Source organism: Cryobacterium sp. TMT2-15-1 (assembly GCF_004402345.1).
Classification (GTDB): domain Bacteria; phylum Actinomycetota; class Actinomycetes; order Actinomycetales; family Microbacteriaceae; genus Cryobacterium; species Cryobacterium sandaracinum.
Genome location: NZ_SOGD01000036.1, coordinates 1 through 26,139 on the forward strand (window position 1 = coordinate 1; position 26,139 = coordinate 26,139).

Consider the following 26,139-nt stretch of genomic DNA (forward strand, 5'->3'; position numbering starts at 1 on the left):
TCGGTCAGGGTGATGTCGGCCGGGCAGGCGGCGATGCCGGACCCGCCGACATCCGTGCAGGTGAAGTCGACTGTCACGAAGCTCGTGTACCAGCCGTCGGCGTTCGCGTCGGCCGGGTCGAGCGTGTACGAAATCGTCGGGTCGACGGTGTCGACGGTGATCCCGGACACCGTCACGGACGCGGTATTACCGGCATTATCGGTCGCGGTACCCGTCACCGACTGGTCCGCACCGTCCATCAGGATCACGTCGGCCGGGCACGTGGCGATGCCGGATCCTCCGACGTCTTCACACGCGAAGTGGACCAGGACGCCCGAGTCCGTCGTGTACCAGCCATTGGTACCGTCGGGGTCTACCGGGTTGAGCGTGTATCCGATGGTCGGGTCGACCGTGTCGACGACCGTGTATGTCACCGTCGCCGTTGGGGCGTTGAGCCCGCCGGCGTCGGTGTAGTCGCAGGTCGTGGTCTGGGTGCCGAGGCCATTCAGCAGCGCCCCGGTGGTCACGGAGGCGGCCGTGGGGTTGACGTCTTCGGCGTCGACCACCAGGCAGGTGGCGGTCGGCACGGTACCGATTTCATAGCTGGCCCCGTTGCTCACCCCGTTGACCGAGACCGAAGGCGCGGTGTTCGTCGGGACCGGCTGGGTGATGATGATGGGGATACCGACCTGGTTCTTGAATTCTCCGCCGCCGGCCGGCTGCGCCAGGATGAGGACCGTCACGGTACCGCTCTGGGCAGCGGTGCCCGCTGTGAAGCTGACCGGGAAATCGTCGGTGCAGTTCGTGATGACCACGGGGTTGGGGCTGGCCGTGACGCCGGAGGGTGCGACCACGGTGAGTTTCAGCGGGCTCTCCCCCGCATCAATGTTGCATCCGATGTCGCCGTCACTCTTGCCGTTGGCGTTGAGCCTCATCGTGGCGCTTCCGGCCGTTTCCGATCCCGCAACGAGGGTGACACTGGCCGAACCCACGATGCTGTCCTGAATGATGTCCGCGTAGGCAACCCCACCGAAGGCCAGGACGCTCACCGCCGTGATGGCGGTGATCGTTGTTGCGATGCCCGTTCGCTTCAATACTCGTTTCATGGTGGCTGCCCCTGCGCTCGGCGGGAAGACCCTCGGGTGGGCCATCCCTCCAACGAAGGTATGTCTGCGCCGGATCCTCGGGAACGGCGGGTGCGTTCAAACAGCTAAACGCATGGTCCCTGGAGCGTTTGAATCCCTAAACGCGTCCCAACCTCGGCGCATATACCCGGTCAGGGGCGCCCGCACCATAATGGTGCCATGGCCGAAATGAAGACGCAGCCGACGGATGCCTCCGTCGAGGACTTCCTGGAGGCCGCGACGCCCGCCCGCCGCCGCGCGGACGGCATGGCCCTCGACGCGCTCTTCCGCGAGGTGACGGGCGCCGACCCTGTCCTGTGGGGTCCATCAATCGTGGGCTACGGCAGCTACCGCTACGTGTCGCCCGCGAAGCCGCGCAACCGCGGGGACTGGCCGAAGACGGGGTTCTCTCCGCGCAAGGCGCAACTGTCGATCTACGGGCTCAAAGACCTCCCCGAGGGCGCCGAGTTCCTCCCACGGCTCGGCGCGTACACGGAGGGGGCGGGGTGCGTCTACGTGAAGAAGCTCGACGACATCGACCTCGGTGTTCTGCGTCGGCTGGTCGCGATCGCCTGGTCCCGGGGCGACGACCCCGCGCCGCCGGCGGCCAAGGAGTAGGTCCCCGGCCCGCACCCCGCCGAAACAGACAGTTCCGGTCGAGTTCGCCCGGCATAGCGGGCGATCTCGACCGGAACTGTCGACGTCGGCGGTGCGGTCACACGACCGGGACTAGAAGTCCCAGTCGGCGTCTTCCGTGTTGACGGCCTTGCCGATGACGTAGGACGAGCCCGACCCGGAGAAGAAGTCGTGGTTCTCGTCGGCGTTCGGCGAGAGCGCGGCCAGGATGGCCGGGTTCACGTCGGTGACGGTCTTCGGGAACATGGCCTCGTAGCCGAGGTTCATCAGCGCCTTGTTGGCGTTGTAGTGCAGGAACTTCTTGACGTCCTCGGTCAGCCCGTGTTCGTCGTAGAGGTCCTGGGTGTACTGGATCTCGTTCTCGTAGAGCTCGAACATGAGATTGAAGGTGTAGTCCTTGATCTCATCGCGGCGCTCCTGCGAGGCGGCCTCGAGCCCCTTCTGGAACTTGTAGCCGATGTAGTAACCGTGCACGGCTTCATCCCGGATGATCAGACGGATGAGGTCGGCCGTGTTGGTGAGGCGGGCGCGGCTGGAGAAGTACATCGGCAGGTAGAAGCCCGAGTAGAACAGGAACGACTCGAGCAGCACCGAGGCGACCTTGCGCTTGAGCGGGTCGTCGCCCTGGTAGTACTTCATGATGATCTCGGCCTTGCGCTGCAGGTTGACGTTCTCCGTCGACCAGCGGAACGCCTCGTCGATCTCCTTCGTCGACGCGAGGGTCGAGAAGATCGACGAGTAGCTCTTGGCGTGCACGGACTCCATGAACGCGATGTTCGTGTAGACGGCCTCTTCGTGGGGCGTGATCGCATCCGGAATCAGCGACACGGCACCCACTGTGCCCTGGATCGTGTCGAGCAGGGTCAGCCCGGTGAACACCCGCAGGGTGAGCAGCTGCTCCGCCGGGGTGAGCGTGGCCCAGGACTGCACGTCGTTGGACAGCGGCACCTTCTCCGGCAGCCAGAAGTTGTTCGTGAGGCGGTTCCACACCTCGACGTCTTTTTCGTCTTCGATCTTGTTCCAGTTGATCGCGTCAACGTGGGAGACGAGCTTGAGCTTGTCAATCATTGGTTGTTCCTTAGTCGGCAGTGCACAGGCGGTTCAGTAGTCGAGAGGCTCAGCACGAACTCACTCAGAGAGCGCAGGAAACACAACCCTCGACCTCGGTGCCCTCGAGGGCCATCTGGCGCAGACGGATGTAGTAGATGGTCTTGATGCCCTTTTTCCACGCGTAGATCTGCGCGCGGTTGATGTCGCGTGTGGTGGCGGTGTCCTTGAAGAACAGCGTCAGCGACAGGCCCTGGTCGACGTGCTGCGTGGCGGCGGCGTAGGTGTCGATGACCTTCTCGTAGCCGATCTCGTAGGCATCCTGGTAGAACCCGGTGTTGTCGTTCGTCATGAACGGCGCCGGGTAGTAGACGCGGCCGAGCTTGCCTTCCTTGCGGATCTCGATCTTCGACGCGATCGGGTGGATCGATGCGGTCGAGTTGTTGATGTAGGAGATCGACCCGGTCGGCGGCACGGCCTGCAGGTTCTGGTTGTAGATGCCGTGCTCCACAACGGATGCCTTGAGCTCGGCCCACTCGGCCTGCGTGGGAATGTGCACGTCGGCCTGCGCGAACAGCTCGGCGCCGCGCGCGGTGGCCGGCTCCCAGATCTGGTCGGTGTACTTGTCGAAGAACGTCCCGGAGGCGTAGGTGGAGTCCTCGAAGCCGACGAACGCGTGGCCGCGCTCGATGGCCAGCTTGTTCGAGGCGCGGAGGGCGTGGAACAGCACCGTGTAAAAGTAGATGTTGGTGAAGTCGATGCCCTCGTCACTGCCGTAGTAGATGCGCTCCCGGGCGAGATAACCGTGCAGGTTCATCTGGCCCAGGCCGATGGCGTGCGACTTGTCGTTGCCGTCTTCGATCGAGCGCACGGAGGAGATGTGGCTCTGTTCCGACACCGAGCTGAGGCCGCGGATGGCGGTCTCGACGGTCTTGCCGAAGTCGGGCGAGTCCATGGACAGGGCGATGTTCATCGACCCGAGGTTGCAGGAGATGTCTTTACCGATCTGGTCGTACGACAGGTCCTCGTTGTACGTGGTCGGGGTGTTGACCTGGAGGATCTCCGAGCAGAGGTTCGACATGTTGACGCGACCCTTGATCGGGTTCGCCGCGTTGACGGTGTCCTCGAACATGATGTACGGGTAGCCGGACTCGAACTGGATCTCGGCGAGCGTCTGGAAGAAGTCGCGGGCCTTCATCTTGGACTTTTTGATGCGCGGGTCGTCGACCATCTCGTGGTACTTCTCGCTGACGGAGATGTCGGCGAACGGCACCCCGTAGACGCGCTCGACGTCGTAGGGCGAGAACAGGTACATGTCCTCGTCTTTCTTCGCCAGCTCGAACGTGATGTCGGGCACGACCACGCCGAGGGACAGCGTCTTGATGCGCACCTTCTCGTCGGCGTTCTCCCGCTTGGTGTCGAGGAAGCGCATGATGTCGGGGTGGTGCGCGTGCAGGTAGACCGCGCCGGCACCCTGACGGGCACCGAGCTGGTTGGCGTAGCTGAAGGAGTCTTCAAGCAGCTTCATCACGGGGATGATGCCGCTGGACTGGTTCTCGATCTGCTTGATCGGTGCACCGGACTCACGGATGTTGCTGAGCAGCAACGCGACGCCGCCGCCCCGCTTCGACAGCTGCAGCGACGAGTTGATGCCGCGGGAGATCGACTCCATGTTGTCTTCGATACGGAGCAGAAAGCAGGAGACGAGCTCGCCGCGCTGCGCCTTGCCGGAGTTCAGGAAGGTGGGGGTGGCCGGTTGGAAACGCCCGGCGATGATCTCCTCAACGAGGGAGATCGCGAGCTGCTCGTCACCCTGAGCGAGGCCCAGCGCGGTCATCACGACTCGGTCTTCGAAACGCTCGAGGTACCGTTTTCCGTCAAACGTCTTCAGCGTGTACGAGGTGTAGTACTTGAACGCGCCGAGGAAGGTCTGGAAGCGGAATTTCTTCGAGTACGCCAGCTTGTTGAGGTCGGTGATGAACTCGAACGAGTACTGGTCGAGCACGGCCTGCTCGTAGTATTCCTTCTCGACGAGGTAGTCGAGGCGTTCGCGCAACGTGTGGAAGAACACCGTGTTCTGGTTGACGTGCTGCAGGAAGAACTCCCGCGCAGCCTCGCGGTCCTTCTCGAACTGGATTTCCCCGTTCGGGCCGTACAGGTTGAGCATGGCGTTGAGGGAGTGATAATCCATCGCCAGGCCGGGAGCCGGGTGAGCCATAGTCTTCACGGCTGTTGCTTCCAAAATGATTCCAATCCGTCGTGGACGATGCGCACATCATCCGGAGTTCCAAATACTTCAAAGCGAAACATGTGGGGCACCTTGCACTTCTGGGCGATGATGTCCCCGGCGAGGCAGTAGCCGGTGCCGAAATTCGTGTTGCCCGCGCCGATGACGCCGCGGATGAGCGAGCGGTTCTGCTCGTCGTTCAGGAACGTGATGACCTGTTTGGGCACCGCGCCCTTGCTGTCGCCGCCGCCATACGTCGGCACGACCAGCACGTAGGGTTCGCTGACCCGGAGCGGCTCATCGCGTGCGTAGAGCGGGATGCGAGCGGCCGGGCGACCCAACTTCTCAATGAAGCGGTGCGTGTTGCCCGAGGTGCTGGAGAAATACACGATATCGGTCATGGAACACCTCCTGTTGCTGAGAAGTCGGCACGCCAAACGACGCTTTTTTACGGTCTGTTGCGACGCCACCCCCTGGCGCCGCGGCGCTACGCGAGGCGCTGCGCGAGTTCGTTGATCTTGTCGGGGCGGAAGCCCGACCAGTGGTCCTCGTCGGTGATAACGACGGGAGCCTGCAGGTAGCCCAGGGCCTTGACGGCCTCCAGGGCGTTCTCGTCGAGCGAAAGGTCGAGGATTTCGTATTCGATGCCCTTGTTGTCCAGGGCGCGGTACGTCGCAGTGCACTGCACGCAGGAGGGCTTGGTGTAGACCGTGATTGCCATGGAGGGCCTTTCTCGTCGTTCAGGGATCAGTATTCAAAATCGGTTCAAACATCAGTGCTCAAAATCGGTTTTCATGTGAAATCTGAAGTTCAAGACGTGCTGTGTGTTGAACTTCAATACTACATCTAGTGATGCTCGAAGGGAATGGCCACTACATACAGTAGTTACAAGTATGTAGTTATCCACCGACATTCCACCGGTTGTGCACAGCCCCCCGGATGCGAGTCGAGCCGAATCACGCGGAATGCGTCTAAGTTATCCACAGGCAGCGCAGGGAGCAGAACTCAAGCCTGTGGAAACCCTGTCGGCGTGTCGCTCGCCGCGACGCGTACGCTCGTGCCCCCTTCGGGGCGGCCGGGCGGCCGGCACGTCACCCGGGGCGCACCCCGTGGAAGCGCTGCGGCGAGAGCGCGGTCGCCCAATCCCAGCGGTCGAAGCTGTCGGAGTGGTGACGCAGCGCACCCTCCCGGCGCTCCTCCTCCCAGACGACCTCCCCCGGATCCCGATCGCCGAGCACCGCGCCGCGCGTGCACTTGTGCTTGCCGTCGAACTCCCCGATCTTGCGGATGCGGCGCCAGTAGAAGTCCACCCAGTAGTCGTGGCCGTCGATGGCGGGAAAACCGACCTGCAGTTCGGGCACCTCGAAGCCGAGCTGGAACATCCGCACCCGACTGAGGGACTCGCCGCCGTTGGCCGACAGCCCGTTCCCGAAGGCGATGGCCCGCTCGGCTAGCCGCGCGCCGGCCCGCGGGTTCACCGCCACAAGCTCTGCGAACAGGTCCTCCCTGGTGAGGGCACGGCGACCACGGATGCCCCGCCGCGCCTCGGCCGCGGCCCGCTCCCGCTCGACCCGCAACGCATGGTCGATCATGGTGACGCCCACGAGAAAGCTGGTGCTCGCCGCGACGTCGACCAGGGTGCGCGGCAGCAAGGTCACCGCGATCCCGCCGAGGAGCGCCGGCTCCGAGGCCGGAGCCCCACGATGGCTGGCCGTGAACCGTGCGGTGCTGCCGCCGAAGGCATCCGGATCGATCGTGTGCACCGTGCGGGGCCAGGTGCCGATGTGCGGCAGCCCGTGCATCACCGCCGCGGACGCATGCGACAGCACGAGCGGCCGGCCCGAGGCCAGGGCCGTCGAGAGCACGAACAGGCGGTAGCACTGATCGGGATCGGCGGCGCGCCACAGCTCCCCCGACACGTAGATGCCGCGGCGCGTACGCACGAGTTCGCCACGACGGATCAGGGCATCCACGGAGTGCGAGTCGAGGCCGCGCTCCCGGAGCGTGGCATAGGCGATGAGCCCGTCGCGGCGGGCGCTGACGATGTCCAGGAGTTCGCTCATGCCTCACCCTGTGGGCGGCGGGCCGGCCGGGGCAGGTGCGCCCGGGCATCCGTGGATAAACCCGGGAGTCCCTGCCCCTGGGGACGACACGGCGCGGCGGCCCCCACACCCGACCGGACACACGAGAGGGCCGGCTCCGTGAGGAGCCGGCCCTGGTGTCGAGATGCTGTGATGCAGGTGTACTGCCGGGTTGTTACTCGGTCAGCGGGGCGAGGTTCGGGTCGTTCGCGTATGCCTCGGCCGCGTTTTCCTTGGTCACGATGACCGGGGGCAGCAGGTAGGCCGGGACGACGATCTTGCCGTTGTCGTAGGACTCGGTGTCGTTGACCTCGGGGGTGTCGCCCTTCTGGAGAACGTTGACCATCTCGATGGCCTTGTCAACGAGCACGCGGGTGTCCTTGTTGATGGTGGAGTACTGCTCGCCGGCCATGATCGACTTGACCGACTCGACCTCGGAGTCCTGCCCGGTGACGATCGGGATGTCCTTACCGGCGGCCTTCACCGAGGTGATGATCGCACGGGCGAGGGTGTCATTCGGGGAAAGAACGCCATCGAGCGTCTTGTCGCTGTACGTGCTGGTAAGCAGCGCGTCCATGCGGCTCTGAGCGTTCTCGGCCTTCCAGCCGGCGGTTGCCGTCTGCTTGATGTCGGTCTGGTCGGAGGCGACGACGAGGGTTCCGTCGTCGATCTTCGGCTGCAGGACGCTCATCGCGCCGCCGAAGAAGACGGCGGAGTTGGCGTCATCCGAGGAACCGGAGAACAGCTCGATGTTGTACGGGCCTTCCGGCTTCTTCGTGGCCAGTCCGTCCAGGAGCGCCTGGCCCTGGAGCTCGCCGACATTGAAGTTGTCGTAGGCGACGTAGTAGTCCACGGCCTCGGTGTTCAGGATGAGGCGGTCGTAGGCGATCACGATGGCGCCGGCGTCGCGGGCCGACTGCACCTGGGTGGCGAGCTGGCCACCGTCAGCGGCACCGATGATGATGACCTTGGCACCGTTGGTGACCATGGCCGAGATCTGGTCCTGCTGGTCCTTGACCGTGGTCGAGGCACCGGCGTACTGCACGTCGCCCTTGTAGCCGGCCTCCTTGAGGCCGTCTTCGAAGAGCCCGCCGGCGAGGACCCAGTTCTCAGAGGTCTTCGAGGGGAGGGCGACGCCGATGACCGAATCCTGGGCGAAGCCGGCAGCAGCGCCGTCTTCGCCGGCGGTGTCCGTGCGGGTGGAGCAACCTGAGAGTGCCATCAAGGCCACTGCGGCGATCGCAGTTGTCGCGAGAATCTTTCGCATTGTCGATTACTTTCTGTTCGTTGTGGTTTGGTGAAGGGGAAATCTGGGCTAGTTGGGCCGCGTGGCCTGCGGCCGCGCGCTCTCCGGGGTGCCCGCGTCGGGCACGACCAGAGGTGGCTCCGCCGGGAATTCGGCAGTCTTCTTCTTCCGGGTCAGGAGGCCGATGATGGAGGGTCGACCCTGGCTCTTGTTCCACACGTCGACACCCACGGCCACCAGGAGCACCATGCCCTTGATGATCTGAACCCAGTCGGAGCCGACGCCCAGCAGCTGCAGGCCGTTGTTCAGCACCGCCATGACGAGACCACCGATGATGGAGCCGACGACGGTTCCGATTCCGCCGGACACGGCCGCGCCACCGATGAACACGGCGGCGATCGCGTCGAGCTCCCAGCTGAGGCCGTCCTGCGGGCCGGACGCCACCGAGCGGGCCACGAAGATCATGCCGGCCAGGGCCGAGAGGATCGACATGTTCATCATGACGAGGAAGTTCACGCGACGGGACTTGACCCCCGAGAGTTCGGCGGCGAGCTTGTTGCCGCCGACCGCGTAGACGTGACGACCGAAGATCGTGTTCCGAGTGACGAACGCGTAGAAGAGAACGAGCACGCCGAGGATGATTCCGGAGACCGGGAAGCTAGTGCCGACACGGCCACCGGCGAAGAGGACGGATGCGTAGACGATGACGGCACAGAGAAGGGCGACTTTCACGATGCTCACCCAGAGCGGTGCTGGCGTCGAACCCATGATCTTCTGAACCCGGCGGGCCCGCCATTCGGAGTAGACGACCGCGACCACGATGATGAGCCCCAGCAGCAGGGTCAGGTTGTTGTAGCCCGTGTTCGGGCCGACCTCGGGAAGGTAGCCGGAGCCGATGATCGTGAAGCCGTCAGGAACGGGGACCGTGTTGGCGTTACCGATGACCTGGTTGCCGCCGCGGAAGATGAGCATGCCGGCCAGGGTGACGATGAAGGCGGGAACCCCGACATAGGCAACCCACGCACCTTGCCAGGCGCCGATCAGCATTCCCACGAACAGCCCAAGCAGGATTGCCAGCGGCCACGGGAAGTTCCAGTCCCGCATCGCGGTGGCCACCACGATGCCGACGAAAGCGGCGACGGATCCGACCGACAGGTCGATGTGGCCGGCGATGATTACCATGACCATGCCGATGGCGAGGATGAGGATATAGGAGTACTGGCTGACCAGGTTGATCAGGTTGCCGGACGACAGCGTCAGCCCGTCGGTCAGGTACTGGAAGAGCAGAATGATGGCGATCAGGCTGAAGAGGATGCCGAACTGCCGCAGGTTCGAGCTGCCGCTGCCGAAGATCCTTTTCAGATCACCGAGAGCGCCTTTGCGGGTACTCGTGTCTTCACTCATATGCTCTGAACCTTCTTCCGTGCGGAGGTCATACTTTTCATCAGGGTTTCGGGATCGGCGGACTCCGCCGGGATGCAGTCGGTGATCGCTCCCTCGAAGACCGTGTAGATCCGGTCGGCGAGGCCGAGGAGCTCCGGGAGCTCAGAAGAGATCAGGATGACTCCCTTGCCCTGTTCGGCGAGCTGCTGGATGATGCCGTAAATCTCGTATTTCGCGCCGACGTCGATGCCACGGGTCGGCTCATCCAGGATCAGCAGGTCAGGGTCCGTGAACATCCACTTGGCCAGAACGACCTTCTGCTGGTTGCCGCCGGAGAGTTTGGAGACGCCCGCATTGACGCTGGGTGTCTTGATCCGCAGGCTTTTGCGGTACTCCTCGGCGATTCCGAATTCTTTGGAGTCGTTCACGACCTGCCCGGCCGAGATCTTCGAGAGCTTGGCCGAGACGACGGAACGCTTGATGTCGTCGAGCAGGTTCAGGCCGAGTGCCTTGCGGTCCTCGCTCACGTAGGCGAGGCCGTTATCGATCGCGTCGGCCACGCTTTTCAGGACGATTTCCTGTCCGTCCTTGTAGAGGTGGCCGGAGAGGAAGTTGCCGTAGGAGCGCCCGAAGATGCTCATCGCCAGTTCGGTGCGCCCGGCGCCCATCAGGCCGGCAATGCCCACGATCTCACCCTTGCGTACGTTCAGGCTGGAACCCTTCACGACCATGCGCTCGGCGACCTGCGGGTGCTGCACGGTCCAGTCACGCACCTCGAAGAAGACCTCGCCGATGTGCGGTGTGCGGTCCGGGAAACGGCTCTCCAGGCTGCGCCCGACCATGCCCCGGATGATCCGGTCTTCGTTGACTCCGTCGGCCACGACATTCAGGGTTTCGATCGTCTTGCCGTCGCGGATGATTGTGATCGAGTCTGCGACCTGTTCGATCTCGTTGAGCTTGTGGGAGATCATGATCGAGCTGATTCCCTTGCCCTTGAGCCCGCGGATCAGGTCTAGCAGATGCATGGAGTCCGACTCGTTCAGGGCCGCGGTCGGCTCATCGAGGATGAGCACCTTGACCGACTTGTTGAGGGCCTTGGCGATCTCGACCAGCTGCTGCTTGCCGACGCCGATGTTCTTGATCAGGGTGTCGGGGTCGTCCCGCAGCCCGACGCGCGCCAACAGCTCGAGTGCCGTCTTCTTGGCGGTGATCCAGTCGATTGCACCCCACTTGGTCGGCTCGTTGCCGAGGAAGATGTTCTCGGTGATGGAGAGTTCCGGGATGAGCGCCAGTTCCTGGTGGATGATGACGATGCCCGCTTCTTCGCTCGAGCGGATGTCCTTGAAGTGCACGTTCTGACCCTGGTAGATGATGTCGCCCGTGTATGTGCCGGAGGGGTAGACCCCGGAGAGCACTTTCATCAGGGTGGATTTGCCGGCACCGTTCTCACCGCAGATCGCGTGGATCTCGCCGTGATTCACCGTGATGGAGACGTCAGACAGGGCCTTGACCCCGGGAAACTCCTTGGTGATGGAACGCATCTCCAGGATTACGTGGTCAGTGGACATCGTTGGACTCCTCACGCCCGGGGCCGCTGCCGGTATCCCCTATCGACAACGGGATGGACGCGCGAAGGCTCATCCCGCTCCCGCTCAGCAGGGCGGCAGCGGAGCTGCCGGGCAGGTGAAAAAGTGTGCTCACAAGCTTGACCTCAATGTCATGCGTTTGAAAAAAAGTGTTGGAAATCGGGTCCATGTGACCGATCACATTGACACTATAGACCCGGTGACAGTCCCGGTGTCAAGTTTCGTTTTGTCACGCTTGCGTAACAGGCTGTTGCTCCGATGAGCGGGGTCGGAGGTCAGGACATTCCGCCGAGCCCAGCCGGCTCACGGACGGTCCCGGCGGTGCGGCATACGGCTTCTGTAACGCTGGGCGGAAACAGGGAAATGCTCGAGAATGCGCTCACAGAACTCCGGGGAAAGATGCGGAGGCAGGCGAACCAGTCACCGGTGATCGCGGCGAAGTTGCGCATGTTCCGAATTCAGAACGCAGGCGGTGCGGTCGAGCCGCGCACGATGAGCTCGGGAACGATCGGGTCGCTCCGCTCGATCGGCACGCCGCCGCTGAGGTTGCTGAGCAAGAGGGCGATGCACCGCCGCCCGAGTTCGGCGAAGTCTTGGCGCACTGTCGTGAGCGGTGGCCAGAAGTGTGCCGCTTCGGGAATATCGTCGTAGCCGACGATACTCATGTCGCGGGGCAGGTCGAGGCCCGCCTCCCGGCAGGCGTGCATGAACCCGAGCGCCATCAGATCATTCGACGCGAAGATGGCCGTGAAGTCCCGCCTCCGGAGCAATTCCCGTCCGGCACGGTATCCGAAGTCGGCGGTCCAGTCGCCCAGAATCGGCGCCATGGTCGGCACATCCATTTCCCACATCTCGTCGAGAAAACCACGCATTCGGGCCTCGGCCTCGATCCAGTCCTGGGGTCCGGCAAGGTGGTAGATACTCCGATGACCGAGGTCGATCAGGTGCCGCGTGGCCTGTCTGGCACCGGTCATCTGGTCGACGGACAGGGAATTATCGAGGCGGCCGGTGGACTGCAGGGTAACGAACGGCACGTCGATGGACAGCTGTTCCAGGGCGTCGAAAACCCGCACCTGCGGCGCGATCACGACGATGCCCTCCACGGACTGGTTCATCAGATGCTCCAGCGCCGCCTCGATCGACTCCGTGTCGACGGATGTGAGGTTCGCGGTGTTGACGTAATAGCCGGCTTCCTGGGCAGCGTCCTGAATGGCGGCGATGCTGCTGGCCGGCCCGTAGGCACTCTCCGCCGAGAGCAAGCCGATGGTGCGCGAACGCCCGCGCGACAGCGCGCGGGCCGCCCGGTTCGGCCGGTACTGCAGGTCTTCCATGACCTGCAACACCTTCGCCTTGGTGGAATCACGGATGCTGGGATGGTCGTTGAGCACGCGCGAAACGGTCTGATGCGAGACCCCCGCGAGGCGCGCCACATCACGGATGCTCGGGGCACGCCCCTTGGGCAGATCGATAGTCACAGGAAGACCTCGTCGGCATGTGCACGGTCACAATTGTGAACGCAGATCAAGTATGCACTCCGAAGAGGCTGCGCGAGGCACCTCACTGCGGCCCCCTACCGCGCCCCCTGCGACGGGGTGACCGGGCAAACGCACCGGATCGACGACGAATGCCAGTGGGGGCATGGTGGGCCGGGATTGATTCATCCAGCGGAATACGATGCCTTGCGCGCCGACGGTCACCGGTCCTCATCATCCCCGGCAGCCAGGGCCGCCGCGGCTGTACGGACCTGTCCGCCTAAACGGCCGCGAGCGCCCGGTCGATGTCGTCGATGAGGTCGGCGACGTCTTCGATGCCCACGGACAACCGGATGATGTTGTCCGCCACTTCGAGTTCGGTGCCGCGCACCGACGCGTGAGTCATCTCGGAGGGATAGTTGACCAGCGATTCCACGCCGCCGAGCGATTCGGCCAGCTGGAACAGCTGCGTGGCCTCGGCGAAGGAACGCGCCGCGGCCGCGCCGCCCACGAAGGAGATCGACAGCATGCCGCCGAAGCCGCTCATCTGCTTTTTCGCCAACTCGTGGCCCGGGTGCGTCGGCAGGCCGGGGTAGTAGACCCGGTCGATCGCCGGGTGGCCCTGCAGGTGCTCGGCGATCGCCTGGGCATTACTGCAGTGGCGGTCCATCCGCACCGAGAGGGTCTTGATTCCGCGTACGGTGAGCCAGGCATCCATCGGGGCCGAGACGGGGCCGGCGGCGAACTGCAGGAACTGGGCCTTCTCGGCGAGCTCGTCGTCGTTGATGATCAGGGCGCCGCCGAGCACGTCGGAGTGGCCACCGAGGTACTTCGTGGTGGAGTGCACGACGACGTCGGCCCCCAAGGCCAACGGCTGCTGCAGCGCGGGCGAGGCGAACGTGTTGTCCACGATCACGGTCACGCCGAAACGGTGGCCGATCCGGGCCAGAGCGGCGATGTCGCAGACCTTCATCAGCGGGTTGCTGGGCGTCTCCACCCAGAGGATCTTCGTCTCGCCCGGAATGATGGCCTGTTCGACGGCGGCGAGGTCGCTCATCTCCACGGTGGAGTTGAGGATGCCCCAGGCACCGTGCACCCGGTTGATCAGCCGGTGCGTGCCGCCATAGACGTCGTTGCCGAGCACGATGTGGTCGCCCGGTGCGAGCAGCGCGCGCAGGATGGTGTCCTCCGCGGCGAGCCCGCTGGCGAAGGAGAGGCCGTGCTTTCCGCCCTCCAACGCGGCCAGCAGGGTCTCAAGCACGGTGCGGGTCGGGTTGCCACCGCGGCTGTACTCGTAGCCGCCGCGCAGGTGACCGATGCTCTCCTGCACATACGTGGACGTCTGGTAGATGGGCGGGATCACGGCGCCGGTCGTCGGGTCGAATTCCTGCCCGGCGTGGATGGCGAGGGTGTCGAAGTTTCGTGTGCGAGCCATTGATTCGTCCTTAGTCATGCTGTTCAGGCGCTCAGGTAGGTGAGCAGGTCGTGGCGGGTGATGACGCCGAGAGGTTTGCCACCGTCGGTGACGAGCAGCGCATCGTGGCCGGCGAAGGCGGCGCGCGCGGCCGCGACGGGCTCGTTCACCCCGATCAGCGGGAGGGAGTCGCCGACGAACTCGCCGACGCGGTCCGCCAGTTTCGCTTCGCCGGAGAAGACGAGTTCCATCAGCCGGCGTTCGTCGATCGCACCGACGACCTCACCCATCACCACCGGGGGCTTTTCGGTGAGCACCAGCACCTGGGAGACGCTGGCCTCGGTCATGACTCCGATGGCGTCGTGCACCGTGGCGCTGGGGTGCACGTAGACGAACGGCGGCAGGGCGCCGGTCTTGGACGAGAGCAGGTCACCGACCGTGTGCCCGGCGGGCGCGTTGCTGAAACCGTAGCTGCGCATCCAGCCGTCATTGAAGATCTTGCCCAGGTAGCCACGCCCGCCGTCGGGCAGCAGCACGACGATGGTGTCGTCGGCGCCGAGGGTTCTCGCCGCGCGCAGGGCGGCGACGACGGCCATGCCGCTCGAACCGCCGACCAGAATGCCCTCTTCGAGGGCGAGCCGGCGTGTCATCGCGAAGGAGTCGGCGTCGGAGACGGCGATCACCTCGTGCACGACCTCCGGGTCGTAGGCGCCCGGCCAGAAGTCCTCGCCCACGCCCTCGACCAGATACGGCCGGCCGGTGCCGCCGGAGTACACCGAGCCCTCCGGATCGGCGCCGATGATGCGCACGCTCTCTCCCGAGACCTCGCGCAGGTACCGTCCGGTACCCGTGATGGTGCCGCCGGTGCCGACGCCCGCGACGAAGTGGGTGACCGTGCCGTCGGTGTCCCGCCAGATCTCGGGCCCGGTCGTCTCGTAGTGGCTGAGCGGGCCGTTCGGGTTGAAGTACTGGTTGGGCTTGAAAGCCCCCGGGATCTCCCGGGCCAGCCGGTCGGACACGCTGTAATAGGAGTCCGGGTGGTCGGGGGCGACGGATGTCGGGGTCACCACAATCTCCGCGCCGTAGGCCGTGAGCACGTTGCGCTTGTCCTCGCCCACCTTGTCCGGCAGCACGAACACGCACTTGTAGCCGCGTTGCTGGGCAACGAGAGCGAGGCCGACGCCCGTGTTGCCCGAGGTTGGCTCGACGATGGTGCCGCCGGGGAGCAGGAGGCCGTCCCGCTCGGCGGCATCGATGATGCGCACCGCGATGCGGTCCTTCGCTGAGCCGCCCGGGTTCAGGTACTCCAGCTTGACCAGCACGGTGGCGCTGATGTCAGCCGTCACCTTGTGCAGCCTGACCAGGGGGGTGTCACCGATGAGGTCGAGAACGGTGTCGGCAATTTTCATCGAGAGTCCTTCATCGAGGGTTCTTCGTCACGGATTCGAGCCGTGTCAACTCTATCGGCGTGGGCGGCGTGGGCGGCGTGGGCACCGGCGACGTGACCTGCTTCGAGTACAGCCGCGCGTAGACGCCGTCGGCGGCGAGCAGTTCGGCGTGGGTGCCCCTCTCTACGATCCGGCCGGCGTCGACGACGAAGATGACGTCGGCGGACACGATGGTCGACAGCCGGTGCGCGATGGCGATGGTCGTGCGCCCGCGGGAGGCGGTGTCCAGGGCGGCCTGAACGACGCGCTCGGAGATGGCGTCGAGGGCGCTGGTGGCCTCGTCGAGGATCAGCACCTCGGGGTCTTTGAGCAGCACCCGCGCGATGGCGATGCGCTGCTTCTCGCCGCCGGAGAGCCGGTAGCCGCGCTCCCCCACCAGGGTGTCGTAGCCGGCGGGGAAGGATGTGATCGTGTCGTGGATGCTCGCCGATCGGGCGGCGGCCTCGAGCTCGGCATCCGTCGCGTCCGGTTTCGCGTAGCGGAGGTTCTCGGCGATGGTCGCGTGGAAGAGGTAGGTCTCCTGGCTGACGATGCCGATGTGGGAGACGAGGGACTGCTGCTGGATGCCCTGCACGTCGACGCCGGAGAAGAGTACCCGCCCGGCCGAGGCCTCGTAGAAGCGCGGGATCAGATAGGACACGGTGGTCTTGCCTGCCCCGGACGGGCCGACGAAAGCCGCGAACTGGCCGGGCTCGATCGTGAAGGAGACGTCGTCCAGGGTGGGGCGCGATTCCGCGCCGGCATCCGGGTAGGCGAAGGTGACCCCGTCGAAGGCGACCCGGCCGACGGCCTCGCCGCGGGCCGGCACGGGAGCGGCGTCGGGGGCGTCGCGGATCGCGGGCCGGAGGTCGAGGTACTGGAAGATGCGGGCGAACAGGGCGCTCGAGGTCTGCAGGTCGAGGGCGACGCGCATCAGGCCGAGCAGCGGGAACAGCAGCCGTGACTGCACGGTCGTGAAGGCCACGATCGTGCCCGCCGTGATGTCGGTCGTTCCGCTGCCCATCAGCAGACCGGCCACGAGGTAGACGATCGCCGGGATGCTGGAGAGGAAGATGCTCACCATGGCGAAAAACCATTGTCCGCTCATCTGCTGGCTGATCTGCAACGTGACCTGGTTGGCGTTTTCGTCGGCATACCGATGGATCTCGGTCTTCTGGCGGGTGAAGCTTTTCGAGAGGAGAATGCCGGACACGCTCAGCGTCTCCTGCGTGATCGCCGTCATATCCGAGAGCGACTCCTGCGTCCTGGACGCGATGCGGGCCCGCACCTGGCCGACCCGGCGCTGGGCAAAGACGAGCACGGGCATCAGAATGATGGCGACGATCGCCAGCTGCCAGCTCAGCAGGAGCATCGCGACGAGCGCCGCGATCACGGTCACGGCGTTGCCGAGCAGACTGGAGATGGTGTTGGTGAGCACGCTCGCGACGCCGCCGACATCGTTCTGCAGCCTGGATTGGATGACGCCCGTCTTCGTTCGCGTGAAGAAGCTCAGCTCCATCGCCTGCAAGTGGGTGAACAGGCGCACCCGGAGGGCACCCATCACCGAGTTGCCGACCGTGGCGGTGAGCCAGGTCTGCCAGACACCGAGCAACTGCGTCCCCAGGTAGATGGCGATCATCACCCCCACGAGCACGGCGAGACGCTGCACGTCCGGGCTGCCGCCGGGCGGGAAGAGCCCCTCGTCGAAGGCCCGCTGCACGAGCAGGGGCGGCACGACGGAGAGCGCCGCGCTGATGAACACGAGAACCACGGTGACCGTGAGCTTCGCGCGGTGCGGCGCGAACAGGCCGATGATCCGGCGCAGCAGATTCGGGATGCGCGGGGCCTCGGCGTTCTCGGCCCGCTGAGCCACGACATCCGCGCCGCTGACCCGCCCCCGTCGACCGCCGCCACCGTGCATTCCACTCATGAATTCACTCTAAACTCCCGCGCGGCACACAAATGTGCCCGTTCCGGACGGCAACGGCCCGGGTGGGCGCCAGCGGCGGAACGGGCACAGTCGCTGATGCGGCTAGCCCTTCGTCGAACCGGCCAACAGGCCGCGCACGAAGTAGCGCTGCAGGGAGAAGAACACGATCAGCGGGACCAGGATCGAGATGAACGCGCCGGCCGTGAGAAGGTGCCAGTCCTGGCCTCGGGTACCGGTGATCTCGGCCAGCAGCTTGGTCATCGGGGCCACCGCACCGTCCGCGAAGATCAGCGCCACGAGCAGGTCGTTCCAGACCCAGAGGAACTGGAAAATGGCGAAGGATGCGATCGCCGGCATGGTCAGCGGCAGCACGATGCGGAAGAAAATCTGCCCGTGACCGGCGCCGTCCACCCGCGCCGCCTCGATGACGTCGGCAGGAATCTCCGATACGAAGTTGTGCAGCAGGTAGATGGCCAGCGGCAGGGCGAACATCGTGTGCGCGATCCACACCTGCGAGTAGCCGCCGGCGTCGCTGATCGAGGAGACCACCGGGAAGCCGAAGACCTCACCCCGCGAGAAGAACTGCAGGAGCGGCACGAGGGCCATCTGCAGCGGAACGATCTGCAGCGCGAACACCGCGATGAACAGCACGTTCTTGCCGCGGAAGTCGATCCAGGCGAATGCGTAGGCGGCGAGGCTGGCGATGATCAGCGGCAGCAGTGTGGCCGGCAGGGTGATCGCGATCGAGTTGATGAACGCACCGGCCAGATTCAGCTGACTGTTGCCGGCCTGGAGCACATCGCTGTAGTTGTCGAGGGTCAGACCCCAGTTCGAGAAGAGCGTCCACCAGCCGGTGGTGCGCACCTCCTGCGCCGGGCGGAAGGAGGAGACGAAGAGCCCGAAGGTCGGAACGGTCCAGAGCACGGCGATCACGAGCGCCGCGATCGTGGCGCCCCGGCTGGTCAACCGCTTCTTGGTGCGCTTGGCCGCCGCGAACTCCTGGCGGCGCTCGCCTCGGCGAATTTGGCTCTTGGTGTTCGTGTCGACGGGGAGCTCAACCGGAAGAATCGCGCTCATCGGATTTCCCTCTGCTTCTGAATCTGGCGGGCGTTGTAGACGACGATCGGGAGCACGAGCAGGAACAGGATCACGGCGAAGGCGGCGGACCGGCCCTGCTCGAAGTTCTTGAACTGCGTGTACATCTCGTTCGCGATGACGCTGGTGTCGTTGGCGCCTGCGGTCATGGTCCGGACGATGTCGAAGACCTTGAGGGAGGCAATGGAGATCGTCGTCAACACGACGACGAGGGCGCCGCGGATGCCGGGCACCGTGACGTTGGTGAACTTCTGCCAGGCGTTGGTGCCGTCGAGTTCGGCGGCCTCCATCTGCTCGGCAGGCACACCCTTGATGGCGGCGGAGAGCACGACCATGGCGAATCCGGTCTGCACCCAGATCAGCACGACGATCAGGAAGACCGTGTTCCAGGGTGCGTTGGCGAGGAAGTCGACGGGCTGGCCACCGAACCACACCACAACCTGGTTGAGCAGGCCGATCTGGTTCTGGTCGGCCGGCCGGGCCGTGTACACGAAGCGCCAGATGATGGACGCCCCGACGAAAGAGATGGCCATGGGCATGAAGACCATGATCTTGAAGTACTTTTCGCCGCGGCTCTTGTCGATGAAGACCGCGTAGGCCAGGCCGGCGACCGTGGACACGAGCGGAGTGATGAGCACCCAGACGATCGTGTTGAGCACCGTGCGGATGGCCTCCGGCTGGGTGAACACCCAGACGAAGTTGTCGAGGCCGATGAACTCGGTTCCGCGGGAGTTCATGAACGCCTGCACCGTGGTCTGGATGGTCGGGATGATGAGTCCGACGATGAGGAGCAGGATGGCCGGTGCGAGGAAGCCGAAGAGCTGGAAGAGGTAGCCGGCGCCGGAGCGTGAACGGTAGTCGACGATGAAGAAGACTCCGCCGAGAACGGCGGCCGCGGCGATGGCCCACCAGTACGATCCCGCGGCGAGCAGGATGAGCAGCGGTGCGGCGACGCAGACGGCGAGACGGATGACGGTGTAGCCGGTGCCCTTGCGCGGGGCTATCTCGACGAAGAACAGGATCGCGGCCACCAGGGCGACGAACGCGAGGATGATGATGGGGACTTGGACCAGGGGCGGCAAGTCAGCCAGCCAGGCAAGGAACGCCGACATATGAAACCTCTCGAGTACGACTGCGGGCTCACAGTTTGCTGGTGGGGCGGAAAACTACCGCCACGGTACACCAGCAGGGGGGTGCGGGTCGCCCCTTTTCAGAAGGACGACCCGCACGGTTGTGGTGCTGTTAGTTGGGCTGGTTCCGAATCGAACTAGCTGGAGGGCCAGCCGGCTTCGATGCTGGTGAGCACCTCGTCGGTCGGGGCTCCGTTGATCCAGTTGACCATTCCCTTCCAGAAGGTGCCGGCGCCCACGGAGCCGGGCATCAGGTCGGAGGCGTCAAAGCGGAAGGTGGTCTCCGGGTCCTGAAGGATCTTGATGGCTTCCTGCAGGATGGGGCTCTTCGCGTTGGCCGGGTCCAGACCCGAGTTGGCGCTGATGACTCCACCAAGGCTCACCCGGCTGTTCGCCCAGTCGTCGCTGGAGAGGTACGTCTGAACGGCCTGGGTGTCGGCATCATCCGCGAATGCGGCGACGATCTCGCCACCACCGGTCACGGCCTGGCTGCCGGCCTCTTCGGCCGGGGTGATGAAGGCCCAGACGTCACCGTCGGGACCGACCTCTCCGCCGGCATCCGTGATGAAGCCGTCGAAGAAGGATGCCTGGTGGTGCAGCGCGCAGGTTCCGGCGGCGAGCGGCGTGGCCACGTCACCGAACGGGGTGCTGTTGATCGAGCGGACGTCACCGAACGTGGCGTTGACGTTGGCCGGGTTCAGCAGGATTTCTCCGACGGAGTCGAAGGCGGCCTTGATTGCGGGGTCCGTGAACGGGATCTCGTTGGCAACCCACTTGTCGTAGGTCTCCGCTCCGGCCTGACGCAGGACGAGGTCTTCGACCCAGTCCGTGCCCGGCCAGCCGGTGGCGTCGCCCGAGCCGAATCCGGCGCACCACGGCGCGCTGCCGGTCTTCTCCTGGATGGTCTTCGTCACGGCGAGGAGTTCGTCCCAGGTCTCGGGAACTTCGACACCCCACTCGGTGAACTTAGCCGGGGAGTACCAGATGAAGCCCTTGACGCTGGCCATCAGTGGCGCGCCGTAGAACGTGTCCCCGACGGTGCCGTAGGCCTTCCAGTCCTTGGACCAGAACTCGTCGACGTTGTCTTCGACGGCCTTCGGGGCGGGCTTGAGGAAGTCGCGGCTGGCAAGGTCGGCCATCAGGCCGGGCTGCGGGAAGATCGCGATGTCGGGAGCACTGCCACCCTGGGCGCGGATGGCGATCTGGGCCTCGAACTCCTTCGACGCCTCGTACTGGATGTCGATGTTGTTCTCTTCTTCCCAGGCAGCCCAGGACTCCTCGAGGAGCTTGGCCTCGGTGTCACCGATGGTGCCGTAGACGGAGACGACGCCGTCGCCTTCAGCTCCGGAGTCGGTGTTCGTGCTGCCGGGGCCACCGGAACAGCCGGCCAGGGTCAGACCGGCGATCGCCGCAATGGCGATGGGTGCTGTGATTCGGCGGTGGAATGACCGCATTTTTCCTCCTCGTTGAGTTTGATGAAGATGCGCCGGGGATATCCCCGGACAAACACCCAGGTGCTGCAGGAACAGCTTGTGTGCCGAAAACGATCAGATAAGGAACCGGTTCCACACCACAAGTTACGGTACGCCGGGCCGAATCGCAAGATCAAATTTGTCACGGAATGGCAAAGATCGCACTCCCTCCACGTAATCTTCGAAAGTTCGTTCGCCGGGACGTGTCGCATTCCGGCGCATATAGTGGAACCGGTTCCAGCGGGCCTGCCAGAGCTGTACAGTGTTGGAAACGGGTCCAAGGGCGGAGGCTGGAATGAGCGCAATTGCGGATGTCGCACGCCTCGCCGGCGTCGCGAAGGCCACAGCCTCCCGTGCCCTGAGCGGTCGTGGCTATGTATCGGAGCAGACCCGGATCAAGGTCATCGCCGCAGCCAGGGAGATCGGTTACGTCGCGTCACCCAACGCGGCCAGCCTCGTCACCGGCCGAACCAAGAGCATCGGCGTGATCATCCCGTTCATCAGCCGCTGGTTTTTCTCCGAGGTTCTGGAAAGCATGGAACAGGCGCTGCTGGACGAGGGATACGACATGACCCTCTACAACCTGCCGGCACCCTCACCCGAACGGGAGCGGGTCTTCGAGTACTTCCTCGCGCGCAAACGCTTCGACGGAGTCATCTCGGTCGGTGTGGCGCTCAGCGATGAGGAGGTCACCCTGCTGCACCGCCTGGGCCGCCCGCTGGTTGGAATCGGCGGACCGATCCGCGGCGTGGACACGATCGCCATCGACGACGTTGCCGCGGCCCGGCTCGCCACCGAGCACCTGCTCAGCCTGGGGCACACGGACATCGTGCACATCGGCGGCAGCAAAGAAGACGAGATGGACTTCCAGGTGCACAGCAACCGGCTCACCGGTTTCTACGCCGCCATGAGCGCCGCCGGCCTACCCACCGAACGCTCGGGCCTGTTCTACGCCTGCGAGTTCACGATGCCGGGCGGCTACGACGTGGGCCTCGCCGTGTTCGGCGACCCGCGCACCCGCCCCACCGCGGTCTTCGCCGCGAGCGACGAGATCGCGATCGGTTTGATCATCGCCGCCAGGGAATTGGGCATCCAGGTGCCGGCCGACCTGTCCGTGATCGGGATCGACGGACATCCGTATGCCGATATGTTCCGTCTGACCACCCTCGAGCAGCACCCGCGCACACAGGGCCGGCTCGCGGTGCAGGCCCTCCTGGCGGAATTGGAGAACCCCACTCAGCACGGCGACGAGGATCACCTGACCCGGCTGCCCACGAACCTGGTCATCCGCTCGAGCACCAGCGGCCCACGGCTCACCCACGGGGCCTGACCGCGCGTCGGGCCTGACGGATCGGGCAGAACGACAGAAGGCGCCGCATCCGATGGATGCGACGCCTTCTGTGTGAGCACGGCTTGCGCCGTCACGCCTCTACGAGAAGTAGAGAACCCCTCGCGGGGCCCCGACTACTTGAGGACGGCGGTGGCGCCGGCAGCTTCGAGAGCAGCCTTGCCCTTTTCAGCGGCTTCCTTGGAAACGCCTTCGAGGACGGCCTTCGGCGCGCCATCGACGACGGCCTTGGCCTCGCCGAGGCCCAGGCTGGTGAGCTCGCGCACAACCTTGATGACCTGGATCTTCTTGTCGCCGACAGCCTCGAGGATGACGTCGAAAGCGGACTGCTCTTCGACCTCTTCAGCGGGGGCGGCGGGACCGGCAGCGCCGGCAGCGGCGACCGGTGCAGCGGCGGTGACCTCGAAGGTCTCCTCGAACGCCTTGACGAACTCGGAGAGTTCGATGAGGGTGAGGCCCTTGAACTGTTCGAGCAATTCCTCGGTGGAAAGCTTTGCCATGATTTTTCTCCCTATAGTTTCTTAGTTACTCACCGCGATGCCAGGCAGATGCCTAGTTCGCGGACTCCTGCTTCTCACGCAGCGCGTCGATGGTGCGAACAGCCTTCGACAGCGGTGCGTTGAACAGATATGCGGCTCCGAACAGCGAGGCCTTGAATGCGCCGGCCAGCTTGGCCAGCAGCACTTCGCGGGACTCGAGGTCGGCGAGCTTGCCTACCTCTGCGGCGGTGAGCGGGTTACCGTCGAAGTAACCACCCTTCACTACCAGGAGAGGGTTTGCCTTGGTGAAGGCACGCAGGGTCTTCGCAACGGCGACAGGGTCTCCGTGAACGAATGCGATTGCGGACGGACCGACAAGCTCGTCGTCAAACGACGTGATGCCGGCGTTGTTCGCCGCAATCTTGGTCAGCGTGTTCTTCACCACGGCGTACGTGGCGTCCGCACTGATGGAAACGCGCAGCGACTTGAGCTGCGCAACAGTGAGACCGCGGTACTCGGTGAGCAGAACGGCGGTCGAGCTCTGGAATTTCTCCGTAAGCTCGGCGACCGTTGCTTCCTTGTTCGCCATGGCGCTCCTCTTGGTTTCATGTGCCGGTAGCCCGGGGAGCAGACATGAAAAAAGCTCCGACGCAGGCGCCGGAGCTGAGAGCGCATTCCGGAGGAATACAGTCTGACTTCGAATCCTGCGCGGGCCGTTCACGTGAATGAACCTTCGATTGCCTGTGCATTTCTACACGGCAATAACCGGCGGTCTTTGGCTGCCGCCCACGATACGGGATGGAGGAGGCCGGTGCAAATCGGCATCCGTTGCCCCTCAGCTCAGGAGAGGGGAAGGGTGACGCGGAAGCAGGTGAAGCGCGGGCGGCTCTCGACCTCGATCTCGCCCTGGTGCGCGGCCACGACCGCGTGGACGATGGCCAGGCCGAGGCCCGTGCTGCCTGTTCCCCGGTAGCGCGTGCTGTCGCCGCGGGCGAAACGCTCGAACAGTGTGGACCGGAGGTTCTCGGGGATGCCGGGGCCGTCATCCGTCACCGTCACGATGACGCGGTCGTTCTGGCGAACGAGGGCCACGTCGACCGTGGTCTCGGGGGGCGTGTGGATGCGCGCGTTGGCGAGCAGGTTGGCGAACACCTGGTGCAGCCGCGCGGCATCACCGACGTTTTCCACCGGCTCGTCGGGCAACTCCAGGCCCAGCACCCGTCCCGGGCCGGCGGCGTGGGCGTCACTGACGACGTCCACGAGCAGCCTGGTCAGGTCGACCGGACCGCTGACCAGCTCCCGGCCCTCGTCGAGACGGGCGAGGAGCAGCAGGTCTTCGACCAGGCCGGTCATCCGCACCGACTCCGACTCGATCCGCCCCAGGGAATGGAGAGCGTCCGGCGGCAATTCCTGGTCGGAGCGGCGGGTGAGTTCGGCGTAGCCGCGGATCGACGCCAGTGGCGTGCGCAGCTCGTGGCTGGCGTCGGCGACGAACTGGCGCACCTTGCGTTCGCTGGCCTGACGGGTCTCGAGCGCCACGTCGACGTGGTCGAGCATGCGGTTCAGCGCCGATCCCACCCGGCCGACCTCGGTGCGGGGGTCGGTGTCGGCGACCGGTACCCGGTCGACGAGCGAGACCTCCCCCCGGTCCAGGGGGAGCTCAGACACCCGCGCCGCCGTCTCGGTCACGCGCACCAGAGGGCGCAGGGCGAGCCGCACGATCCAGGTGGCCAGAATCGCGACGATGAGGATTCCGACCAGGGAGACCACCGCGATGATGATGCCCAGCTGGGTGACCGTGTTCTGCACCCCGGAGAGCGGCAGGCCCACCAGGTAGAGGGTGCCGTTACCGTTCGTGTCGGCCCTGACCCGGTAGCTGCCGGCGTCTTCGCCGAGGTGCACCGTCACCGCGGTCGATTCCCGTATCTGTTCGGCCAGCAACTGCACCTGCTCACCGGTCAGCTTGGCGATATCCCCGCTCTCCTCCTCCGTGTAGCCGGCCGTGACGGTCGAGCCGTCGTAGACCAGGGCCAGTGTTCCGGGCTGCTGGGCCGGACCGGACAGAATCATTTGCGCCGTCGGTGTGATGAATGCCCCGTTGCCGCCCTCGTCGTCCGCATCCCGACGCACGTCGATCACGGCGCCTGAACGGTCCGACGCGCTTTGCAGCTGCTGGTCGAGGCCGTCGATCAGGGAGGCACGGAGAATGGCGACGCTGACCATCCCGATACCGATGCTGACGAGGGCGAGGAGGCCGACGACGGCGAGCACCAGCCGCCGGCGCAGGGTCCACGGCGCGCGTGGCCGGCGAGCGCCCGGCTCGCGGGGAGAATTCGGGGTCACGAGGCGGTCTTCAGCATATAGCCGGCGCCACGCACCGTGTGGATCATCGGCATGCGGCCGGCATCGACCTTCTTGCGCAAATAGGAGATGTAGATCTCGACGACGGAGGATTTGCCGCCGAAGTCATAGCTCCACACCCGGTCGAGGATCTGGGCCTTACTGAGCACCCGCCGGGGGTTGCGCATCAGGAAGCGCAGCAGTTCGAATTCGGTGGCGGTCAGCTCAATCACGTCTCCCCCACGAAACACCTCGTAGCTGTCCTCGTCGAGGGTGAGGTCGCCGACCGAAATGCGGGGATCCATAGAGTCGGCCACGGTGAGGGTGGACCGGCGGATGAGCCCGCGGAGCCGGGCGACGACCTCTTCGAGGCTGAACGGTTTGGTGACGTAGTCATCGCCGCCGGCCGTCAGGCCCTTGAGCCGGTCGTCGAGGGAGTCCTTGGCCGTGAGGAAGAGCACGGGCGTCTCGTGGCCGGTCGCCCGCATGCACTGCAACACCTGCAGGCCGTCGATGTCGGGCAGCATGACGTCGAGCACGATCGCATCCGGCCGGAATTCGCGGGCGATCGTGAGCGCCTGACGCCCCTCGCCGGCCGTGCGCACCTCCCAGCCCTCATAGCGCAGCGCCATCTGGAGCAGATCGGTCAGCGTGGGTTCGTCGTCGACCACGAGCACCCGGATGGCGCTGCCGTCCGCCCTGGTCAGTCGCGGTGCGCGGACC

Annotated in this window: 23 protein-coding genes; 2 read left to right on the forward strand and 21 right to left on the reverse strand. The window is 65.0% G+C overall.

The window, feature by feature from the left end; all coding sequences use genetic code 11:
* A partial coding sequence (locus tag E3O62_RS09800; protein WP_198413783.1) for a hypothetical protein occupies positions 1-1,085 on the reverse strand: 1,085 nt, incomplete at its 3' end.
* Positions 1,086-1,283: 198 nt separating this feature from the next.
* On the opposite strand from E3O62_RS09800, the gene E3O62_RS09805 reads away from it, so the two are divergent.
* Positions 1,284-1,721, forward strand: a complete 438-nt coding sequence (locus E3O62_RS09805) for a DUF1801 domain-containing protein (protein ID WP_134398375.1) — start codon at positions 1,284-1,286, stop codon at positions 1,719-1,721.
* A gap of 111 nt (positions 1,722-1,832) precedes the next feature.
* Here the strand turns inward: E3O62_RS09805 and nrdF are convergent, their stop codons facing one another.
* The 16 genes from nrdF to E3O62_RS09885 all read right to left on the reverse strand — a co-directional run bounded on the left by nrdF (position 1,833) and on the right by E3O62_RS09885 (position 21,231).
* Entirely contained in the window at positions 1,833-2,807 is a 975-nt protein-coding gene (gene nrdF / locus E3O62_RS09810; RefSeq protein WP_134394886.1) for a class 1b ribonucleoside-diphosphate reductase subunit beta, read from the reverse strand.
* Between the two features lie 64 nt (positions 2,808-2,871).
* Positions 2,872-5,004, reverse strand: coding sequence for a class 1b ribonucleoside-diphosphate reductase subunit alpha (gene nrdE, locus E3O62_RS09815; RefSeq protein ID WP_134394930.1), 2,133 nt, complete (start codon positions 5,002-5,004; stop codon positions 2,872-2,874).
* A gap of 5 nt (positions 5,005-5,009) precedes the next feature.
* Positions 5,010-5,414 (reverse strand): class Ib ribonucleoside-diphosphate reductase assembly flavoprotein NrdI, encoded by a 405-nt coding sequence (nrdI, locus tag E3O62_RS09820; RefSeq protein ID WP_134394885.1) that lies wholly within the window; start codon positions 5,412-5,414, stop codon positions 5,010-5,012.
* 86 nt (positions 5,415-5,500) lie between these two features.
* Positions 5,501-5,734: a glutaredoxin-like protein NrdH gene (gene nrdH / locus E3O62_RS09825; protein WP_104099275.1), complete on the reverse strand. Its 234-nt coding sequence runs from the start codon at positions 5,732-5,734 to the stop codon at positions 5,501-5,503.
* Between the two features lie 370 nt (positions 5,735-6,104).
* Positions 6,105-7,076, reverse strand: a complete 972-nt coding sequence (locus E3O62_RS09830) for a type IV toxin-antitoxin system AbiEi family antitoxin domain-containing protein (RefSeq protein WP_134398376.1) — start codon at positions 7,074-7,076, stop codon at positions 6,105-6,107.
* A 193-nt stretch (positions 7,077-7,269) separates the two neighbouring features.
* The gene (locus tag E3O62_RS09835) at positions 7,270-8,361 is read right to left on the reverse strand and encodes a sugar-binding protein (RefSeq protein WP_134398377.1); all 1,092 of its coding nucleotides are present in this window, start codon (positions 8,359-8,361) and stop codon (positions 7,270-7,272) included.
* Between the two features lie 48 nt (positions 8,362-8,409).
* The gene (gene mmsB / locus E3O62_RS09840; protein ID WP_134394882.1) at positions 8,410-9,744 is read right to left on the reverse strand and encodes a multiple monosaccharide ABC transporter permease; all 1,335 of its coding nucleotides are present in this window, start codon (positions 9,742-9,744) and stop codon (positions 8,410-8,412) included.
* The gene (gene mmsA / locus E3O62_RS09845; RefSeq protein ID WP_134394881.1) at positions 9,741-11,291 is read right to left on the reverse strand and encodes a multiple monosaccharide ABC transporter ATP-binding protein; all 1,551 of its coding nucleotides are present in this window, start codon (positions 11,289-11,291) and stop codon (positions 9,741-9,743) included. The genes mmsB and mmsA overlap by 4 nt, the downstream gene beginning before the upstream one ends.
* The gene (locus E3O62_RS09850) at positions 11,281-11,490 is read right to left on the reverse strand and encodes a hypothetical protein (RefSeq protein ID WP_134398378.1); all 210 of its coding nucleotides are present in this window, start codon (positions 11,488-11,490) and stop codon (positions 11,281-11,283) included. The genes mmsA and E3O62_RS09850 overlap by 11 nt, the downstream gene beginning before the upstream one ends.
* Before the next feature lie 277 nt (positions 11,491-11,767).
* Positions 11,768-12,784 carry a LacI family DNA-binding transcriptional regulator gene (locus tag E3O62_RS09855; protein WP_134398379.1) on the reverse strand — a complete coding sequence of 339 codons (1,017 nt, stop codon included), beginning with the start codon at positions 12,782-12,784 and terminating at the stop codon, positions 11,768-11,770.
* A gap of 277 nt (positions 12,785-13,061) precedes the next feature.
* Positions 13,062-14,216, reverse strand: a complete 1,155-nt coding sequence (locus E3O62_RS09860) for a cystathionine gamma-synthase (RefSeq protein ID WP_134394878.1) — start codon at positions 14,214-14,216, stop codon at positions 13,062-13,064.
* A 23-nt stretch (positions 14,217-14,239) separates the two neighbouring features.
* Positions 14,240-15,604: a cystathionine beta-synthase gene (locus E3O62_RS09865; protein ID WP_134398380.1), complete on the reverse strand. Its 1,365-nt coding sequence runs from the start codon at positions 15,602-15,604 to the stop codon at positions 14,240-14,242.
* A 10-nt stretch (positions 15,605-15,614) separates the two neighbouring features.
* Entirely contained in the window at positions 15,615-17,552 is a 1,938-nt protein-coding gene (locus E3O62_RS09870) for an ABC transporter ATP-binding protein (RefSeq protein WP_134398381.1), read from the reverse strand.
* 102 nt (positions 17,553-17,654) lie between these two features.
* Complete coding sequence (locus tag E3O62_RS09875) at positions 17,655-18,629, reverse strand: carbohydrate ABC transporter permease (protein WP_134394875.1); 975 nt, start codon at positions 18,627-18,629, stop codon at positions 17,655-17,657.
* The gene (locus E3O62_RS09880; RefSeq protein WP_134398382.1) at positions 18,626-19,759 is read right to left on the reverse strand and encodes a carbohydrate ABC transporter permease; all 1,134 of its coding nucleotides are present in this window, start codon (positions 19,757-19,759) and stop codon (positions 18,626-18,628) included. The genes E3O62_RS09875 and E3O62_RS09880 overlap by 4 nt, the downstream gene beginning before the upstream one ends.
* A gap of 155 nt (positions 19,760-19,914) precedes the next feature.
* Complete coding sequence (locus tag E3O62_RS09885) at positions 19,915-21,231, reverse strand: ABC transporter substrate-binding protein (RefSeq protein ID WP_134394873.1); 1,317 nt, start codon at positions 21,229-21,231, stop codon at positions 19,915-19,917.
* A 313-nt stretch (positions 21,232-21,544) separates the two neighbouring features.
* Between E3O62_RS09885 and E3O62_RS09890 the strand changes: the two genes are divergently transcribed.
* Positions 21,545-22,579 (forward strand): LacI family DNA-binding transcriptional regulator, encoded by a 1,035-nt coding sequence (locus E3O62_RS09890; protein ID WP_134394872.1) that lies wholly within the window; start codon positions 21,545-21,547, stop codon positions 22,577-22,579.
* A gap of 134 nt (positions 22,580-22,713) precedes the next feature.
* On the opposite strand, the gene rplL is transcribed toward E3O62_RS09890, so the two are convergent.
* From rplL to E3O62_RS09910, 4 genes are all read right to left on the reverse strand, one after another.
* Positions 22,714-23,097, reverse strand: a complete 384-nt coding sequence (gene rplL / locus E3O62_RS09895) for a 50S ribosomal protein L7/L12 (protein ID WP_134394871.1) — start codon at positions 23,095-23,097, stop codon at positions 22,714-22,716.
* Positions 23,098-23,149: 52 nt separating this feature from the next.
* The gene (rplJ, locus tag E3O62_RS09900) at positions 23,150-23,665 is read right to left on the reverse strand and encodes a 50S ribosomal protein L10 (RefSeq protein WP_104100771.1); all 516 of its coding nucleotides are present in this window, start codon (positions 23,663-23,665) and stop codon (positions 23,150-23,152) included.
* A gap of 251 nt (positions 23,666-23,916) precedes the next feature.
* Positions 23,917-25,419, reverse strand: a complete 1,503-nt coding sequence (locus E3O62_RS09905) for a cell wall metabolism sensor histidine kinase WalK (RefSeq protein WP_134398383.1) — start codon at positions 25,417-25,419, stop codon at positions 23,917-23,919.
* Positions 25,416-26,087, reverse strand: a complete 672-nt coding sequence (locus E3O62_RS09910) for a response regulator transcription factor (protein ID WP_370448909.1) — start codon at positions 26,085-26,087, stop codon at positions 25,416-25,418. Before E3O62_RS09910 ends, E3O62_RS09905 begins: the two co-directional genes overlap by 4 nt.
* Positions 26,088-26,139: the final 52 nt, after the last annotated feature.

What these genes read in the sequence shown, in the direction of transcription:
- E3O62_RS09805 (WP_134398375.1), top strand. Translation starts at nt 1,284, where the DNA reads ATGGCCGAAATGAAGACGCAGCCGACGGATGCCTCCGTCGAGGACTTC.
- nrdF (WP_134394886.1), bottom strand. Translation starts at nt 2,807, where the DNA reads ATGATTGACAAGCTCAAGCTCGTCTCCCACGTTGACGCGATCAACTGG.
- nrdE (WP_134394930.1), bottom strand. Translation starts at nt 5,004, where the DNA reads ATGGCTCACCCGGCTCCCGGCCTGGCGATGGATTATCACTCCCTCAAC.
- nrdI (WP_134394885.1), bottom strand. Translation starts at nt 5,414, where the DNA reads ATGACCGATATCGTGTATTTCTCCAGCACCTCGGGCAACACGCACCGC.
- nrdH (WP_104099275.1), bottom strand. Translation starts at nt 5,734, where the DNA reads ATGGCAATCACGGTCTACACCAAGCCCTCCTGCGTGCAGTGCACTGCG.
- E3O62_RS09830 (WP_134398376.1), bottom strand. Translation starts at nt 7,076, where the DNA reads ATGAGCGAACTCCTGGACATCGTCAGCGCCCGCCGCGACGGGCTCATC.
- E3O62_RS09835 (WP_134398377.1), bottom strand. Translation starts at nt 8,361, where the DNA reads ATGCGAAAGATTCTCGCGACAACTGCGATCGCCGCAGTGGCCTTGATG.
- mmsB (WP_134394882.1), bottom strand. Translation starts at nt 9,744, where the DNA reads ATGAGTGAAGACACGAGTACCCGCAAAGGCGCTCTCGGTGATCTGAAA.
- mmsA (WP_134394881.1), bottom strand. Translation starts at nt 11,291, where the DNA reads ATGTCCACTGACCACGTAATCCTGGAGATGCGTTCCATCACCAAGGAG.
- E3O62_RS09860 (WP_134394878.1), bottom strand. Translation starts at nt 14,216, where the DNA reads ATGGCTCGCACACGAAACTTCGACACCCTCGCCATCCACGCCGGGCAG.
- E3O62_RS09865 (WP_134398380.1), bottom strand. Translation starts at nt 15,604, where the DNA reads ATGAAAATTGCCGACACCGTTCTCGACCTCATCGGTGACACCCCCCTG.
- E3O62_RS09870 (WP_134398381.1), bottom strand. Translation starts at nt 17,552, where the DNA reads ATGAGTGGAATGCACGGTGGCGGCGGTCGACGGGGGCGGGTCAGCGGC.
- E3O62_RS09875 (WP_134394875.1), bottom strand. Translation starts at nt 18,629, where the DNA reads ATGAGCGCGATTCTTCCGGTTGAGCTCCCCGTCGACACGAACACCAAG.
- E3O62_RS09880 (WP_134398382.1), bottom strand. Translation starts at nt 19,759, where the DNA reads ATGTCGGCGTTCCTTGCCTGGCTGGCTGACTTGCCGCCCCTGGTCCAA.
- E3O62_RS09885 (WP_134394873.1), bottom strand. Translation starts at nt 21,231, where the DNA reads ATGCGGTCATTCCACCGCCGAATCACAGCACCCATCGCCATTGCGGCG.
- E3O62_RS09890 (WP_134394872.1), top strand. Translation starts at nt 21,545, where the DNA reads ATGAGCGCAATTGCGGATGTCGCACGCCTCGCCGGCGTCGCGAAGGCC.
- rplL (WP_134394871.1), bottom strand. Translation starts at nt 23,097, where the DNA reads ATGGCAAAGCTTTCCACCGAGGAATTGCTCGAACAGTTCAAGGGCCTC.
- rplJ (WP_104100771.1), bottom strand. Translation starts at nt 23,665, where the DNA reads ATGGCGAACAAGGAAGCAACGGTCGCCGAGCTTACGGAGAAATTCCAG.